Raw genomic sequence first — 13,689 nt, forward strand, 5'->3', positions numbered from 1 at the left:
GTTCAAATTATACGAAAAAATCCCTGCAAAACAGGGACTTTTCTTTTAGAGGAAGAATATTATATTTCTTCTGCATCTCTTAGACGTTGGATGAACTCCGCTCTTTGGATTACATTACGGCGAAGCACAGAGGGCTTACTGAAGTGCTGACGTGCACGAAGCTCCTTTACAATCCCTACGCGGTCAAATTTTCTTTTGTAGCGCTTAAGGGCTCTGTCTATATTTTCTCCTTCTTTTACTGGTATAATAAGCATAGTAATAACACCTCCTTTCGTTTACGGGGGCAAAGATACAACAATTTTTTGTACCCACAAGCGCTATTGTGAAAAAAACGATAAAATTTTTCATCACGCAAAAACATTGCGCAATTAATAAGTACCTTTGCAAAGCAAAACAGAAATAATTGTCCTATGATTTTACAAATACACTCTGAAAATCCCCAGCTTTTAGACTTGCTCAATAAGAACCCACATACCGACTTTGGGATCTATGCCAAGGCTCTGCGCAATGGGCAGCTTGTGGGTAATGCCGTTTCCGCTCATCAGTACGATGTGCTTTTCCAAGATACCCGCTATAGCTATTTGCCAGAGGAAAGTAACCAGATTGATTTTCAAAGCTATAGCACCCCCTTGGTGGTGCTACATATCTGTAATGAGTTTTTCAAAGAACTCCTACAAGAGCGGCAAACCTACTTGCAGCAGGAAATCAAGTGGTTAGGTAAGTCCCGCGGTGAAGTGGACACCTACCCTTGTAGGATAGAGGTTAAGAACCTATATGCCAACTCTAATTGGTATGCTCAAGGGCATTTTCTATTGGAGCGTTATTTCAAGAATATACATGCAACACCCCTAATAGGGAACAACCTTTCGCTAACAATAGAAGGCAAGAACGTATTTGAGGCTATGAACCTTTTGAGTTTTGTAGCGGTGGCTACTCATATTACCAATACCTATGGGGAATATACCTATATAGATGACCATTTTGCCCAGAAATATGCACGTATTCTAACCAATATAGAACAGGTGCCTTATTTTGTGTTCTATCTCTTTATCAAAAGGGCGATAAAGAGCGAACGCCAATTTGCCGAGATCAAGCCCCTATTTGAAGCCTATTTCAAGCAGCGTGGTATGGATATAGATTTCCAGTTTGCCGATACCCACGGAAGCCGTATGAACTTTATTGTCAATGAGCTGGGTATGGATTACCCTATCTTGGACATCGGTTGTGGAGAGCTGAAGTACTACCGTCGTTTTATGCGAAGGAACTACAACTATCAATACCCTTATTTTGCTACAGATACCGATCCAGAAGTAGCAGCTCATGTGACCATTCTCAAGGAACGTATGGAAGCCGATAACCTCTATTTCTTTACCTCATGGGACGATTTTCAGTACAAAGAGCCTGTAAATATCATACTCACAGAGGTTATAGAACACAATACCCCTGCCCAAGCAGCTGCTTTGGTTAAGAAGTGCTTATCGCTGAACTTCCATAAGCTTGTCATCACCACGCCTGATAGCCGTTTTAACTCCTATTACTTTGAAGAAGGGGAGGAAAGCAGACGACATGAGGATCACCATTTTGAATGGACGGACAAAGAATTTCAGTCTTTTATCAAAGAATGCGTAGGAGCACAGCCATTTGCTTATACTTTCTATGGAATAGGGGATAAGATCAATGGGGTAACGCCTACACAAGCGGTCGTTATCACTCGAAAATAAGATTATTTGCTTGTAAGATTTGATAATAATTCTTATTTTTGTGCTTTAATTCTATTGTTATGAATACACAAGCTGTAACACAGCATATAGTGGAGTGGCTACAGGACTACCTCCAGCAAACAGGTATCAAGGGCATGGTTATAGGAATCTCTGGGGGGATAGACTCCGCTGTGGTCTCCACTCTATGTGCCCAAACGGGTAAGCCTGTATTGTGCTTGGAAATGCCTATACACCAAGCCCCGAACCAAGTGAGCCGAGGACGCGCTCATATAGATTTTCTTAAAGAGCGCTATCCCAATGTAAGCAGCTTAGAGGTGGATCTCACCCCTGTGTTTGATACCTTTGTAGGGCAAATCCCTCCAGCTCAGACGGATAACACTTTGGCATTGGCCAATACACGTTCTCGCCTTAGAATGACCACGCTCTACTACTTTGCGGGCTTATATGGTTATATGGTAGTGGGTACGGGCAACAAGATAGAGGATTTTGGAGTAGGCTTCTTTACCAAATATGGTGATGGTGGGGTAGATGTCAGCCCCATAGCTGACCTTATGAAGAGTGAGGTGTATGAGCTGGCCGACTACTTGGAGATTATCCCTGAGATACGTCAGGCGCCCCCTACCGACGGCCTTTTTGGTGACGATCGTACCGATGAAGACCAGCTGGGGGCTTCTTATCCCGAACTGGAATGGGCAATGACCTTTGTAGAGGAAGGCCACAAGGAGGAAGGTCTCACCCCTCGCCAAGCACAAGTGCTCTCCATCTTTAAGCGACTGAATAAGGCTAACCAACATAAAATGCAGCCGATACCCGTTTGTAAGATTCGGTAGTCAGCAGTCAGCAGTCAGTTGTCAGTTCTCTAACTACTAATTCGAATCAATAGTTAAAATATTATTTGCTAACTTTCTAAGACGCAATAAATTGCGTCTCTACCCTAACGCTGGCTAAGACAACTCCTGATGAGCGTAGTTATCCGTAGAGACGCAATTTATTGCGTCTTAACGAATTAGATTATACAGATATTTTTAACTATTGATTCGCATTACTAATTTCTAACCACTAACCACTAACCACTGAAGACTGAAGATTGAATCGTTAAAGAATATAAAAAACATTTTATTCTCACAATAAAGTAGTACCTTTGCCGATTATTAAATCAACCAATGAAAAAAAATATTTTTATTCTTTTCTTCTTAGGACTCATCTCCTTTGCTTCTTGTAGTTTTACAGGTAAAAAAGTGGAACTTACAGGTGAGGGAGATAGAGAACGTTACCTAATGGATGTGATTGAATACCTCATCTCAAGAGGACACTTTAGCCAAAGAACCTTGGACGATGCTTATTCTAAGCGTGTCTATAAGGCGTATTTGCAGTACTTAGACCCACAGAAGCGCTATTTTGTTCAATCGGATATCAATGAGTTTAAGAAAAGTGAAACAAAACTAGACGATGACCTTAAGAATAAGGACATCTCTTTCTTTACCCTTACCTATACCCGCCTGAAGGAAAGGATAGAGGAGGCCAATAAGCTCGCTGAAGAACTTCTTAAACAGCCTTATGAGTTTTCCAAGGATGAGACGATAGACTTAGACTATGAGAAAATTCCCTATACCAAGGATAAAAAAGCCCTTAGAGAACGTTGGCGCAAACTGATTAAGTATTCTATACTCTCCAATATACTTATCAAAGAGAAAGAAGAGCAGGATAAAAAAGAAAAGGATGCCAAATATGTAGTCAAGGATAGTGAAACCCTTAAAAAGGAAGCATTGGAGGCAACCCAGAAGTCCTTTGAGGAGATGTTTCTTTCTTATAAAGACCTTACTCAGGACGATTGGTTTGGTATCTACCTCAATAGCTATATGGAGGCTACCGACCCACATTCGAGCTATATGGCCCCAGACATAAAGGAACGTTTTGACCGCGATATCTCAGGCAAATTCGAGGGGATCGGTGCTGTACTTCAAAAGAAATCCGATGGGATACGTATCTCCGATATTATCATGGGAGGGCCTGTATGGAAAGGCAAGCTCTTGGAAGTAGGTGATTTGATCCTTAAGGTAGGACAAGGAAGTGATGATCCTGTGGATGTCATCGGGATGCGATTGGAGGATGCTGTAAAGCTCATCAAGGGAAAGAAAGGAACAGAGGTACGCCTTACTGTAAAGCGTATGGATGGTAGCATACAGGTGGTACCTATCAAGCGCGATGTAGTAGAGATAGAAGAAACCTTTGCTAAATCAGCTCTTGTTAAGGACGGCCAACATACTTATGGAGTGATTAACTTGCCTTCGTTCTATATCAATTTCAATAACTCTCGTGAGCGCAACTCGGCTTCCGATATGGCCTTGGAGATAGAAAAGCTCAAGAAGGCCAATGCAGAAGGTATCATCTTGGATTTGCGTAACAACGGTGGGGGGTCACTCTCCAAAGTAGTAGAGATAGGTGGTCTCTTTATCAAGGAAGGGCCTATCGTACAGGTGCGCAGTGCCAACAACAGTATGCAAGTATTGGAAGATAGTGATGGGATTGTACAATGGGACAAGCCTCTTATTATACTTATCAATGAACTATCGGCTTCAGCCTCTGAGATTTTAGCCGCTGCTATGCAGGACTATGGTCGAGCAATTATCCTTGGTAGCAAGCAGTCTTTTGGCAAAGGAACTGTACAGGAGCTTATAGACCTAAACCGTGAGGTGCGCAATAACCTTTTGGGTGATATGGGAGCGGTGAAGCTCACCCGACAGAAGTTCTACCGTATCAATGGTGGTTCTACCCAGCTTAAGGGGGTAAATAGTGATATAGTGATTCCTGACCGTTATCAATATATCAAGGTAGGGGAACGAGAACTAGAAAACCCACTGCCATGGGACGAGATACACAAGGTAGCTTTCACGCCATGGAAGCAAAACCAAAACTTTGCTACCGCTATAGCTAATAGCAAAAAGCGTATAGAGGTTAGCCCGCTATTCAAGCTCATAGACGAGAATGCCCGCTGGGTACAAAAGCAAAAAGATGAAAATACCTATTCGCTCGAATACAACGCCTATAAGAAACAAGTAGATGAGAGTGAGGCCATGATTAAGAAGTTTAAGGAGCTAACTGAGTACAAATCAGCTTTACAATTTGCCTCTCTCCCTGCCGAAGAAGAGAAAGCCAAAACCAATGAAGATGTAAAAATTCGTCGTGATCGTTGGCATGAAAGCCTTCAAAAGGACGTGTATGTAGAGGAAGCAGTATCAGTACTTAACGATTTGGTGAAGTAAACATAATTTTAAATATTTAGATTTTAATTTAACGCTTTAAAGAGTTCTCTTTGGAGCGTTTTTTTGAGGAAAAAAGCGCTATGAAAATAAAAATCGCCTTAATGATGTCTATTTTTACATTTTTTCAGCAACTATTTGCCCAACCTATTACCAAAAAACAGATTTTTGCAGAAGATGTATCCAAAATCACCTCACTAGAGAAAGCTATACAGCAATCCGAATTGGTGATCAACTACTTACTTCAGGAGCACTATAGCCCTAGTATCGCTGTCTGTGTGACCAAGCGTGGTTTTCCTATATGGGAGCGTGGTTATGGCTATGCCGATATAGAGCAAAAAACACCTGTCAATACCAGAGAGACCCTCTATAGGATTGCCAGTGTCTCCAAGACACTCACAGGGCTTTCTCTTACCAAGATGCAGGAGCAAGGCTGGATAGACTGGGATTGCTCACTCTATGACTATGTGCCTTATTTCCCTAAGAAAGCCTATGACTTCACCGTGAAGCAGTTGGCCGGCCACTTGGCAGGCATACGTGCCTACAAGGGCAAAGAGGTATTGCTCAACCGCTTTATGAGTATCAAGGAAGGCATCAGTGTATTTGACCAAGATCCCTTGCTCTTTGAGCCAGGTACGAAGTATTTCTACAATAGTTATGATTTTAACTTGATTTCTTTGGCTATGCAAGAGGCTAAAAAGGAGCCCTTTGAGTGGTATGTAACCCACAATGTATTGGAACCCTTGGGTATGTATCATACCTTTCCGGATATGGGAGGGCTTTCTCCCAACCAGACTATTCCCTATATGACAGATAAGAAGAAGCAATTCAAAAGAACCAGCGAGGTCAATAACTTCTTCAAGCTCGGAGGGGGAGGGTTTCTCTCCACAGCCTATGATGTGAATCTGATAGGGCAGGCGGTACTAGGTAAGGCCTTTCTAAAGCCCGAATACCAAGAGCAGATGCTTACCTCTCAAAGGCTTAATAATGGAGATTATACAGGCTATGGTATAGGTTGGCAGTCGGCACCCGATTGGCAAGGACGTACCTACTACGGCCATATAGGTAATGGTATAGGCGGATATGCATGGTTCTATGTCTATCCAAAGGAGGAAGTAGTTTTTGCATTTCTGTTCAACACTACCAACCCTTCTATAGATGAATATATGCACCGTATCATGGATTGTATCCTCAAGGGGGCGGAATATAAGCAATACACCACTACCAACTATCCTGTAATTCGCAAAGTAAAAGAAGCTGACGTTACAGCTGTTAGAGAATAAAGCTATGAAGACCGTTTTGATTACAGGAACCAGCAGAGGGATAGGGGCAGCCCTTGTCAAAGCCTTTGAAGCAGAAGGCCATAACGTGCTTGCCCTCTCTCGCAGCTATCCTAAAATGTATAAAGAGGGGAGGACTACCTATATCCCCTTTGATATTACCCAAGAGGCAGACCTACAACAACTGGTAGCCTATTTGCAGAGGGAAAACATACGTCTTGATATAGTGGTGAGCAATGCAGGCAAGCTCATCAATGCCCCTTTTGCGGCCATTTCTGCCAAAAACCTACAAGCGGTGTATGAGGTGAATGTCTTGGGCGTCTTTAGGCTTATACAGTGTTTGCTTCCTTTGCTCCAAGCCCAGGCACATATAGTTACCATTAGCAGTATGGGCGGGGTACAGGGCGCTATGAAGTTTGCTGGACTTTCCGCCTACACTTCTTCTAAGGCTGCCCTTATAGCCCTGACAGAATTATTAGCTGAAGAATACAAAGAAACCCAATGGCACTTCAATTGTTTGGCTTTGGGAGCTGTACAGACGGAGATGCTCTCGGAGGCCTTTGCTGATTATAAAGCTCCTGTTACGGCAAAAGAAATGGCGCAGTACATTAAGGATTTTGCACTGCACCAATATCCGTATTTTAATGGGAAACTTTTACAAGTTGCTTCTACAACGCCTTAGTTTAAAAACTTTACAGACTTGATAATAGTCTCTAATTCAAAAAGGAGGTCACGCTTGGAGGTGCCAGGGGCGGCGATAAAGCCCTCTATCACAATGCAGCGGTCTCGCTTGGGATCTTCTATAATGTAGTTGCTAAAAGGGCCGCCGAGTAAGAAGTCCTTCACTTCCCATAAGCCTTTGCTTTCTATAGCTGGGTAGTGGCCTATTTGAATTCTCTTATAAGTAGGGGCAAAGGCAGGGCTGGTAATCATATACATACCCTCCTCAGGACCAGGGATATAGCGCTTACCAATGGAGTCTCTCATCTGGATAATAGCACTTGTACAATCCTTATCGGAGGAACAAATTTTTCCTTTGGGCATCTCATAAATAAGAATATCGGCGGTACCATTTTTTACTTTTCTTTCTAACCAAAAGAAATCTCCTTCTTGTTTTACGATATGATAGAGAGAAGGGAAGGTCAATTGTATACCTAAGCGCTCTTCTATAGCTTTGGTTTTGTTGAGTGTTTGCTTAAAACGATTTTCTACCTCACGCATCTCATTCTCCTTGAAGGAGAGGATAATTACGGGTGCATATTGTTGTATTTCACTGATGAGGTCATCGGTAGTTTGTCCTGTGAGAAAGGCTACTTTTTGGCCTTTGGCATAGAGTGAATCCTTGATATGGAAACGATTTTTGTGATCAGTGGAGACCACTAAGATATTTCTCCCTGCACGGGTCATGCCCTGAAAGACATCTTCGGGGATTTGCTGGATATCAAAGATAGGTTCTCTCGCCCCTGCAATCTCCTCCACAGGAGAGGCAAAATAGTTGCGTAGGCTATCCCCTACAATACCATTCCAGAGCTGGGGATCCATGACGATGGTAAGGGAGTTGATACTCCCTACCGAATCGGGCAAGTACTGTTTTTTCTGTTGTTTGCAGCTCCACAAGAGACTACAGATAAGAATCGCAAAGATACATTTTTTCATAAGAAGTGTTTGAACACTTAGTGACAGCTAATATTGTTCCAAAAATAAAAATTTCTTCAGATTTATTATTTATTTAACACACACTCGGTTTGATAAAGCGTTAATAACAATTGACGGTATGTGATTTTAAGGATTAACCGTTTTATTAGCTGTGAAATAAGTAACCAAAGAATCAGGTTTGGAATACCAGCCATTGTGGTAGAGGTTGTTTTCCTCTTGCCCTTCTCTTATGATACCTCCTTTGTAGAAATGGTATTTCTTGTTGGCCTGGAGCTTTTCACTGGTAAAGAGTAGGTAAGCAATGGATATAGGAGTACGATAGGTAAAGACTTCACGTTCGCCCTCTCTCAGGTGTAGGAGCGTTTGAGCAGTAAAGTTCTTAAAGAAAACAAAGGAGGGCTGGGAGCCTTCCTTGAGAGGGGCCTTCTGTAGGGGTTTTCCTCCTGTGGCAATGAGTGTTCCTCCAGTGATTTCAAAGGTACCTGTTGCAGGCACATTGATAGGGGTTTGTGAGCCTCTACTTCTAAGGAAGGTACGGCCTGCGGTTAGGGTAAATGATTGCTCACTCTCTAAGGTATTGCCAGAGGTAGATTCCAAGAGGTAGCGACCTTTGTTGATATAGATACCCTTGCTACCTTGTACGCCTGTCTCTATAGAGTTCAGGTTGATGTAGGCATTGGACAAAGTAACTATGCTGGCAGAGACGATTCCTTTTGCCCAAGCGCTAATGGAGAGTGTCCCCCCGTTGATCGTGATAAAAGGGTCAGTCTCTCTTTGGGTGAGGGAAGCCATGAGCGCATTGTTCTTAGCCTTGAGCGTATAGTCTCCGTCATTGATAATCACATGACCGTTGGTAACTACAATAGCATTGCCCAGTCCATCATTGTCTTGGGTATCTACCATTATAGTACCTCCATCACCTATGTAGGCCGTTTTGCTGCGGATACCATCCTTTCTAGCTTCAATAGAGAGCTTACCTTGGGCAACAAGTGCTGTACGCAAGCTACTTTGGCAAACGATGCCAGAACTCTTTTCTCCCTTTAGGGAAAGACTGCCTTCTCCGGTGAGAACAACTGCGCCTAAGTTATAGAGCACAGTAGCATCGTCACCCTCGTTGGGGGTGATGGTATTGGTAAGGGTATTTGTCGTTCCTGAAGGAATATTCAGGAAAGCCTTGCTATTACTAGTAAGTTTGATTACCGTATTATCATTGGTCAGTGAGAGGTTTTGTAAGGTGAGTTTGTAGGGGTGAGTGCTGGAGAGGCTAAAGCTCCCATTGTGGGCAGTCCCAGAAAGTACATACTCTATGTGCTCAGCAGCGGAGATTATACTCAGGTGTGCTTGTTGCTTACTTATGGTGATATCGGCCGCACCTTCTACCTGTACATTGCCCTCTGAGAAGGTAATTAGTACTTGTTGGTTAAAGGAATAGCTGCTGAGAAGGTCGCTGGCGTCTTCTCCTCTTTGTCGCCCCCCTTGGGGGTCAGCGGCAGAGTCGGTTAGGGGTGTAATGCGAATTTCCTTTTCAGTGGAAGGGGTAGGAGGGGTAGGGCGTCGTTTGGGAATTCGGTCATCTACATCATCACTACAAGAGACATAAGTGGTTAAAGATAAAACAGTTAGTAAAAAAAGTAAGTGTTTTTTCATGCTAAAATAGTTTAATTCGTCAACGAGTCAATTGGCTAATGAGACAATTGTCTCCTTGATACATTAGAATATTGTTAGTTGTTTTAATCGGTATTCTACTCCTATGGAGAGGTAGGAGTGTCTGAAGACATTGGTATTGCCGAACTCAGTAGTATTCAGGGCAGGGTGCTCTTTGTCAAATAAGTTGGTTAAGGAATTGACATAGCGTAGTTCAGCGGCCAAGTCCTCTGTGATGTGCACCTTACAGCCCACAATGACAGCAAAGTCAAAAGTACGGTAGATTCCCTTGTCAAGGAAGTTTGCTCCATTGTAGAAAATAGGTTCCTCTGAGCCTATTTCAGGTTTTACAGCTAGAAAACCGAACTGTGCCCCTACCTGTAGGGAGAACTTCTCATGGAGCTTGATTCCACTCAGTATAGGTACATTCACATAATCAGTATTCAGAGACGCCTTATATAGTTCACCATTGGGCAGGAGTCCTTCTCGTTCCCAGCGGGCGCCCTGTCGGGAAAAGAGTACTTCGAGCTGTAGAGAGAAGATACGTCCTAAGAAGAGTTCCCCGTAGGCTCCTACATAGACACCCCATTTGCCCTTGAAGGTAGAGACATCGGAAGTGGTACCCCTGAGATTCACATAGCTAAGCCCTCCCTTGACCCCTACATCAAATTCCTGAGCGGAGCAGAGTAGCGTAAAGAAGAAGAGAAGGACACATAAGATATTTCTTTTCATATGAAATATATTGGTCATTAATAAAATAATGTGCAAAAGTAGTAAAAAAATAAAAACGATATACACTCAAAGGGGTAGTTTCTAAAAAAAGATATTCACGGGGACATAAGTTAAAGAATAAGAATAAAAGTTAATCAGAAGGGAAATAGCGAAACAAAATTTTTTTGGGATTTTGCTTGTGATATAGAATTAAGTTTGTATCTTTGCCCCTATGTAAGCAGTTTGTATAGCTTAGTGTTATACGGCTGATTATCAATAGTCACGTCATTCCAGTTGAGAGAAAATTAGTGTGAGCTTAATTGAACTTTGCTGGGGTGTTATTTTTTTATTAATCAATCAACCTAAAAAGCATAAAAAGAACATGAAAGTAGCTTATTACACCGAAGAAGGGTTACGTGCACTGAAGGCAGAACTGGATCAACTCCGCGATGTAGAGCGTCCTCGTGCGTCCCAAGCGATTGCTGAAGCCAGAGATAAGGGAGACCTTTCAGAGAATGCAGAATATGATGCAGCCAAGGAAGCACAAGGTCTCTTGGAACTGAAGATAGCAAAATTGGAAGAGCTGGTAGCCAGTGCCCGTGTGATAGATGAGTCCCAATTGGATACCTCCAAGGTGCTAATCCTCTCCACTGTAAAGCTCAAGAACAAGGCCAACAATGCCGTGATGACCTATACACTAGTGGCCGAGAGTGAGGCTGACCTTAAGAGTGGTAAGATCTCGGTAAGTTCCCCTATAGGACGAGGCCTGCTAGGCAAATCCGTAGGAGATATAGCCGAAATAAAGGTACCTAATGGCACTCTACAGATGGAAATTATAGAAATAACCCGATAAAAACTAAGATATGGCATCCATCTTTACCAAAATTATCCAAGGTGAAATCCCTTGCTATAAGATAGCAGAGGACGAGCACTGTTTTGCCTTTTTGGACATAAATCCCAATGCTATAGGGCATACCCTTTGTATTCCTAAACAGGAAGTGGATAAGCTCTTTGACCTACCCAAGGAGCGTTACCATGAACTATTGGAGTTTGCCCGCAAGATAGCCATCGCCCTAGAGAAGGCCATCCCCTGCGAGCGTGTAGGTATGGCTGTGGTAGGGCTAGAGGTACATCATGCTCATATACACCTGATCCCAATCAGCCAGATGAGCGAGATGACCTTCCAAGAAAAAGTAGCGCTTACCCCTGAAGAATTTCAAGAGGTAGCCGATAAGGTGAAAGCCTATTTGTAAGAACTGTCATCATAGTTTATTGACAAACTTTGCCAGAGTCTCTTTGGCAAAGTTTTTTTCTTATCAGGAGAAAGATAAAGAATAAGCATGTTTTTTCCAAAAAAATTCTTATATTTGCATTTTGAAAAAATAGATGAAATCATCAGGCCTCAGAGATGGGGTTTGAGTAATTAAAATAATGATTTACAATAACTTATGGGACTGATTACGGCAAAGGAATTAGCAAAAGCAGCTAAGTTAGACCGATTTGGATTTGTGGGCACCTTTGCAGGCTGGGGGCTATTGCATCTGTTGCGTTTGGCTCCTCTCAATAGGATATATGATAGGAACAAGCACTTAGAAGGAGTGGCATTCTTAGATGCTTTACTCAAGGAGTTCAAGGTGCATTATGAGGTAGGGGAAGAGGACTTGCGAAAGATCCCCAAGGAAGGCCCTTTTATCACTATTTCCAACCACCCCTTAGGCGGCTTGGATGGGATATTATTGCTTAAAATCCTTTTGGAACAGCGCCCAGACTATAAGATAATGGCTAATTTTCTATTGACACGTATAGCACCATTAGCCCCTTACATCATTCAAGTAAATCCCTTTGAGAATCACAAAGAGGTTTCTTCCAGCCTCATGGGCTTCAAGCAAGCGTTGGCACATCTTAAGGAAGGGTTCCCTTTGGGGATATTCCCAGCGGGGGAAGTCTCCACTCAACCTAGTGGGAATATATATGTGGATAAGACCTGGGACAAGTCGGCCATGAAGCTCATCAAAAAAGCCAATGTTCCTATAGTGCCGATCTACTTTCATGCCAAGAACAGTCCGCTGTTCTACCAATTGGCCAAGCAGAGTGATACGCTGCGTACCGCTAAGCTCCCTTCGGAGTTGCTCTCCCAAAAGAACAAGACTATAGGCATACGTATAGGACGACCTATATCCCCCAAGACACAGGAAGAGATGGAAGATCTCTATGAGTTCTCAAACTTCTTGAGAAAGAAGACCTACTTATTATCAAATACTTACGATCAGAAGAAACTATTTAAGAGCTTTGCTTCCATGATAAGGGTCAGAGATAACAAAGACCCACAGGAGATAGTCCCAGCACAGGAGCCAGAGGTATTGGAGAGAGAAATAGCTACCTTGCGCACTCAGCATGGCACTCGCTTATTACAACATAGGGAATATGAAATCTTTTTAGCCAAGGCTGAAGATATTCCCCATATACTCCAAGAGATTGGGAGACTTAGAGAACTTACCTTCCGCGAGGTAGGCGAGGGCACCAATCTCTCAATAGACTTAGACGAATATGATGCCTATTATCGCCATCTTTTCCTTTGGGAAAGTGATACCAAGCGCATCATAGGAGCCTATCGTATGGGCTTGGGGAGTGATTTCTTTGACCTATATGGTGTCAATGGGTTCTATACCCACAGCCTTTTTAGGTTTGACCCAGAACTTAATACCATGCTGCGACAAACGATAGAAATGGGGCGCGCCTTTGTCGTGAGTGAGTACCAGCAGAAGCCTATGCCCTTATTCCTATTATGGAAAGGGATTGCGCTGACCACCTTACACTTCCCAGAACATAAGTACCTGCTCGGGGGGGTGAGTATCTCCAATCAGTTTTCGGATTTCTCCAAATCATTGATGATAGAGTTCATGAAGTCCAACTTCTATGACCCCTACATTGCTCAGTATGTAAAGCCAAAGAAAGAATACAAGGTAAGGCTCAAAGATGCCGATAAGGACTTTATCCTTGACGAAACCCAGTCCGACCTGAACAAGTTTGACAAAATCATAGATGAGTTGGAACCAGGGAACTTGCGTTTGCCTGTGCTGATTAAGAAGTACATCAAGCAAAATGCCAAGGTCATTGCCTTCAATGTAGATCCCTTGTTTAACAATGCCATAGACGGCCTTATGTACATTCGTATAGATGACCTGCCGGAGAGTACCATAAAGCCTGCTATGGAAGAATTTCAATCGCAGATAGAGCGAGGAGAAATCTCTCACAAAGAATAATCTCCACAAAAGAAGTACTGTATAAATATGGATTAGGGGGTAAAGAATAGAGTCCCTAATTTGTTAAGACACAATAAATTGCGTCTCTACGGATGACTATGCTAATTAAGCTAGTGCTAATGTAGAGACGCAATTTGTTGCGTTTTAGATAGTT

Annotated in this window: 12 protein-coding genes; 8 read left to right on the top strand and 4 right to left on the bottom strand. The window is 42.8% G+C overall.

Features of this window, described 5'->3' with window-relative positions; genetic code table 11:
- Positions 1 to 59 precede the first annotated feature (59 nt).
- Positions 60 to 254, bottom strand: coding sequence for a 30S ribosomal protein S21 (gene rpsU, locus HMPREF1154_RS07405; RefSeq protein WP_009642001.1), 195 nt, complete (start codon positions 252 to 254; stop codon positions 60 to 62).
- 156 nt (positions 255 to 410) lie between these two features.
- Between rpsU and HMPREF1154_RS07410 the strand changes: the two genes are divergently transcribed.
- From HMPREF1154_RS07410 to HMPREF1154_RS07430, 5 genes are all read left to right on the top strand, one after another.
- On the top strand, positions 411 to 1,721 hold the full coding sequence (locus tag HMPREF1154_RS07410; RefSeq protein WP_009641963.1) for a hypothetical protein: 1,311 nt from the start codon (positions 411 to 413) through the stop codon (positions 1,719 to 1,721).
- Between the two features lie 59 nt (positions 1,722 to 1,780).
- A complete protein-coding gene (nadE, locus tag HMPREF1154_RS07415; RefSeq protein WP_009641951.1) occupies positions 1,781 to 2,551 on the top strand; it encodes an NAD(+) synthase in 771 nt (256 codons plus the stop codon).
- A gap of 333 nt (positions 2,552 to 2,884) precedes the next feature.
- A complete protein-coding gene (locus HMPREF1154_RS07420; protein ID WP_009641971.1) occupies positions 2,885 to 4,984 on the top strand; it encodes a carboxy terminal-processing peptidase in 2,100 nt (699 codons plus the stop codon).
- Positions 4,985 to 5,085: 101 nt separating this feature from the next.
- On the top strand, positions 5,086 to 6,264 hold the full coding sequence (locus HMPREF1154_RS07425; protein WP_157231257.1) for a serine hydrolase domain-containing protein: 1,179 nt from the start codon (positions 5,086 to 5,088) through the stop codon (positions 6,262 to 6,264).
- A gap of 4 nt (positions 6,265 to 6,268) precedes the next feature.
- Positions 6,269 to 6,943 carry an SDR family NAD(P)-dependent oxidoreductase gene (locus HMPREF1154_RS07430; protein ID WP_009642012.1) on the top strand — a complete coding sequence of 225 codons (675 nt, stop codon included), beginning with the start codon at positions 6,269 to 6,271 and terminating at the stop codon, positions 6,941 to 6,943.
- On the opposite strand, the gene HMPREF1154_RS07435 is transcribed toward HMPREF1154_RS07430, so the two are convergent.
- From HMPREF1154_RS07435 to HMPREF1154_RS07445, 3 genes are all read right to left on the bottom strand, one after another.
- The gene (locus HMPREF1154_RS07435) at positions 6,940 to 7,917 is read right to left on the bottom strand and encodes a DUF4837 family protein (protein WP_009641999.1); all 978 of its coding nucleotides are present in this window, start codon (positions 7,915 to 7,917) and stop codon (positions 6,940 to 6,942) included. The two genes, HMPREF1154_RS07430 and HMPREF1154_RS07435, sit on opposite strands and share 4 nt — an antisense overlap.
- Positions 7,918 to 8,043: 126 nt before the next feature.
- Positions 8,044 to 9,564, bottom strand: a complete 1,521-nt coding sequence (locus HMPREF1154_RS07440) for a carbohydrate-binding domain-containing protein (RefSeq protein ID WP_009641954.1) — start codon at positions 9,562 to 9,564, stop codon at positions 8,044 to 8,046.
- A 63-nt stretch (positions 9,565 to 9,627) separates the two neighbouring features.
- Positions 9,628 to 10,293 (bottom strand): porin family protein, encoded by a 666-nt coding sequence (locus tag HMPREF1154_RS07445; RefSeq protein WP_009641948.1) that lies wholly within the window; start codon positions 10,291 to 10,293, stop codon positions 9,628 to 9,630.
- A 361-nt stretch (positions 10,294 to 10,654) separates the two neighbouring features.
- Here HMPREF1154_RS07445 and greA point away from each other — a divergent pair, with 361 nt between their 5' ends.
- The 3 genes from greA to HMPREF1154_RS07460 all read left to right on the top strand — a co-directional run bounded on the left by greA (position 10,655) and on the right by HMPREF1154_RS07460 (position 13,535).
- Positions 10,655 to 11,125 carry a transcription elongation factor GreA gene (gene greA, locus HMPREF1154_RS07450; RefSeq protein WP_009641959.1) on the top strand — a complete coding sequence of 157 codons (471 nt, stop codon included), beginning with the start codon at positions 10,655 to 10,657 and terminating at the stop codon, positions 11,123 to 11,125.
- A 10-nt stretch (positions 11,126 to 11,135) separates the two neighbouring features.
- A complete protein-coding gene (locus HMPREF1154_RS07455) occupies positions 11,136 to 11,525 on the top strand; it encodes an HIT family protein (RefSeq protein ID WP_009641990.1) in 390 nt (129 codons plus the stop codon).
- Positions 11,526 to 11,720: 195 nt separating this feature from the next.
- A complete protein-coding gene (locus HMPREF1154_RS07460; RefSeq protein ID WP_009641967.1) occupies positions 11,721 to 13,535 on the top strand; it encodes a GNAT family N-acyltransferase in 1,815 nt (604 codons plus the stop codon).
- The last annotated feature ends 154 nt before the right edge of the window (positions 13,536 to 13,689 follow it).

Source organism: Capnocytophaga sp. CM59 (assembly GCF_000293175.1).
In the GTDB taxonomy this organism is placed as follows: domain Bacteria; phylum Bacteroidota; class Bacteroidia; order Flavobacteriales; family Flavobacteriaceae; genus Capnocytophaga; species Capnocytophaga granulosa.

What these genes read in the sequence shown, in the direction of transcription:
- rpsU (WP_009642001.1), bottom strand. Translation starts at nt 254, where the DNA reads ATGCTTATTATACCAGTAAAAGAAGGAGAAAATATAGACAGAGCCCTT.
- HMPREF1154_RS07410 (WP_009641963.1), top strand. Translation starts at nt 411, where the DNA reads ATGATTTTACAAATACACTCTGAAAATCCCCAGCTTTTAGACTTGCTC.
- nadE (WP_009641951.1), top strand. Translation starts at nt 1,781, where the DNA reads ATGAATACACAAGCTGTAACACAGCATATAGTGGAGTGGCTACAGGAC.
- HMPREF1154_RS07420 (WP_009641971.1), top strand. Translation starts at nt 2,885, where the DNA reads ATGAAAAAAAATATTTTTATTCTTTTCTTCTTAGGACTCATCTCCTTT.
- HMPREF1154_RS07425 (WP_157231257.1), top strand. Translation starts at nt 5,086, where the DNA reads ATGATGTCTATTTTTACATTTTTTCAGCAACTATTTGCCCAACCTATT.
- HMPREF1154_RS07430 (WP_009642012.1), top strand. Translation starts at nt 6,269, where the DNA reads ATGAAGACCGTTTTGATTACAGGAACCAGCAGAGGGATAGGGGCAGCC.
- HMPREF1154_RS07435 (WP_009641999.1), bottom strand. Translation starts at nt 7,917, where the DNA reads ATGAAAAAATGTATCTTTGCGATTCTTATCTGTAGTCTCTTGTGGAGC.
- HMPREF1154_RS07440 (WP_009641954.1), bottom strand. Translation starts at nt 9,564, where the DNA reads ATGAAAAAACACTTACTTTTTTTACTAACTGTTTTATCTTTAACCACT.
- HMPREF1154_RS07445 (WP_009641948.1), bottom strand. Translation starts at nt 10,293, where the DNA reads ATGAAAAGAAATATCTTATGTGTCCTTCTCTTCTTCTTTACGCTACTC.
- greA (WP_009641959.1), top strand. Translation starts at nt 10,655, where the DNA reads ATGAAAGTAGCTTATTACACCGAAGAAGGGTTACGTGCACTGAAGGCA.
- HMPREF1154_RS07455 (WP_009641990.1), top strand. Translation starts at nt 11,136, where the DNA reads ATGGCATCCATCTTTACCAAAATTATCCAAGGTGAAATCCCTTGCTAT.
- HMPREF1154_RS07460 (WP_009641967.1), top strand. Translation starts at nt 11,721, where the DNA reads ATGGGACTGATTACGGCAAAGGAATTAGCAAAAGCAGCTAAGTTAGAC.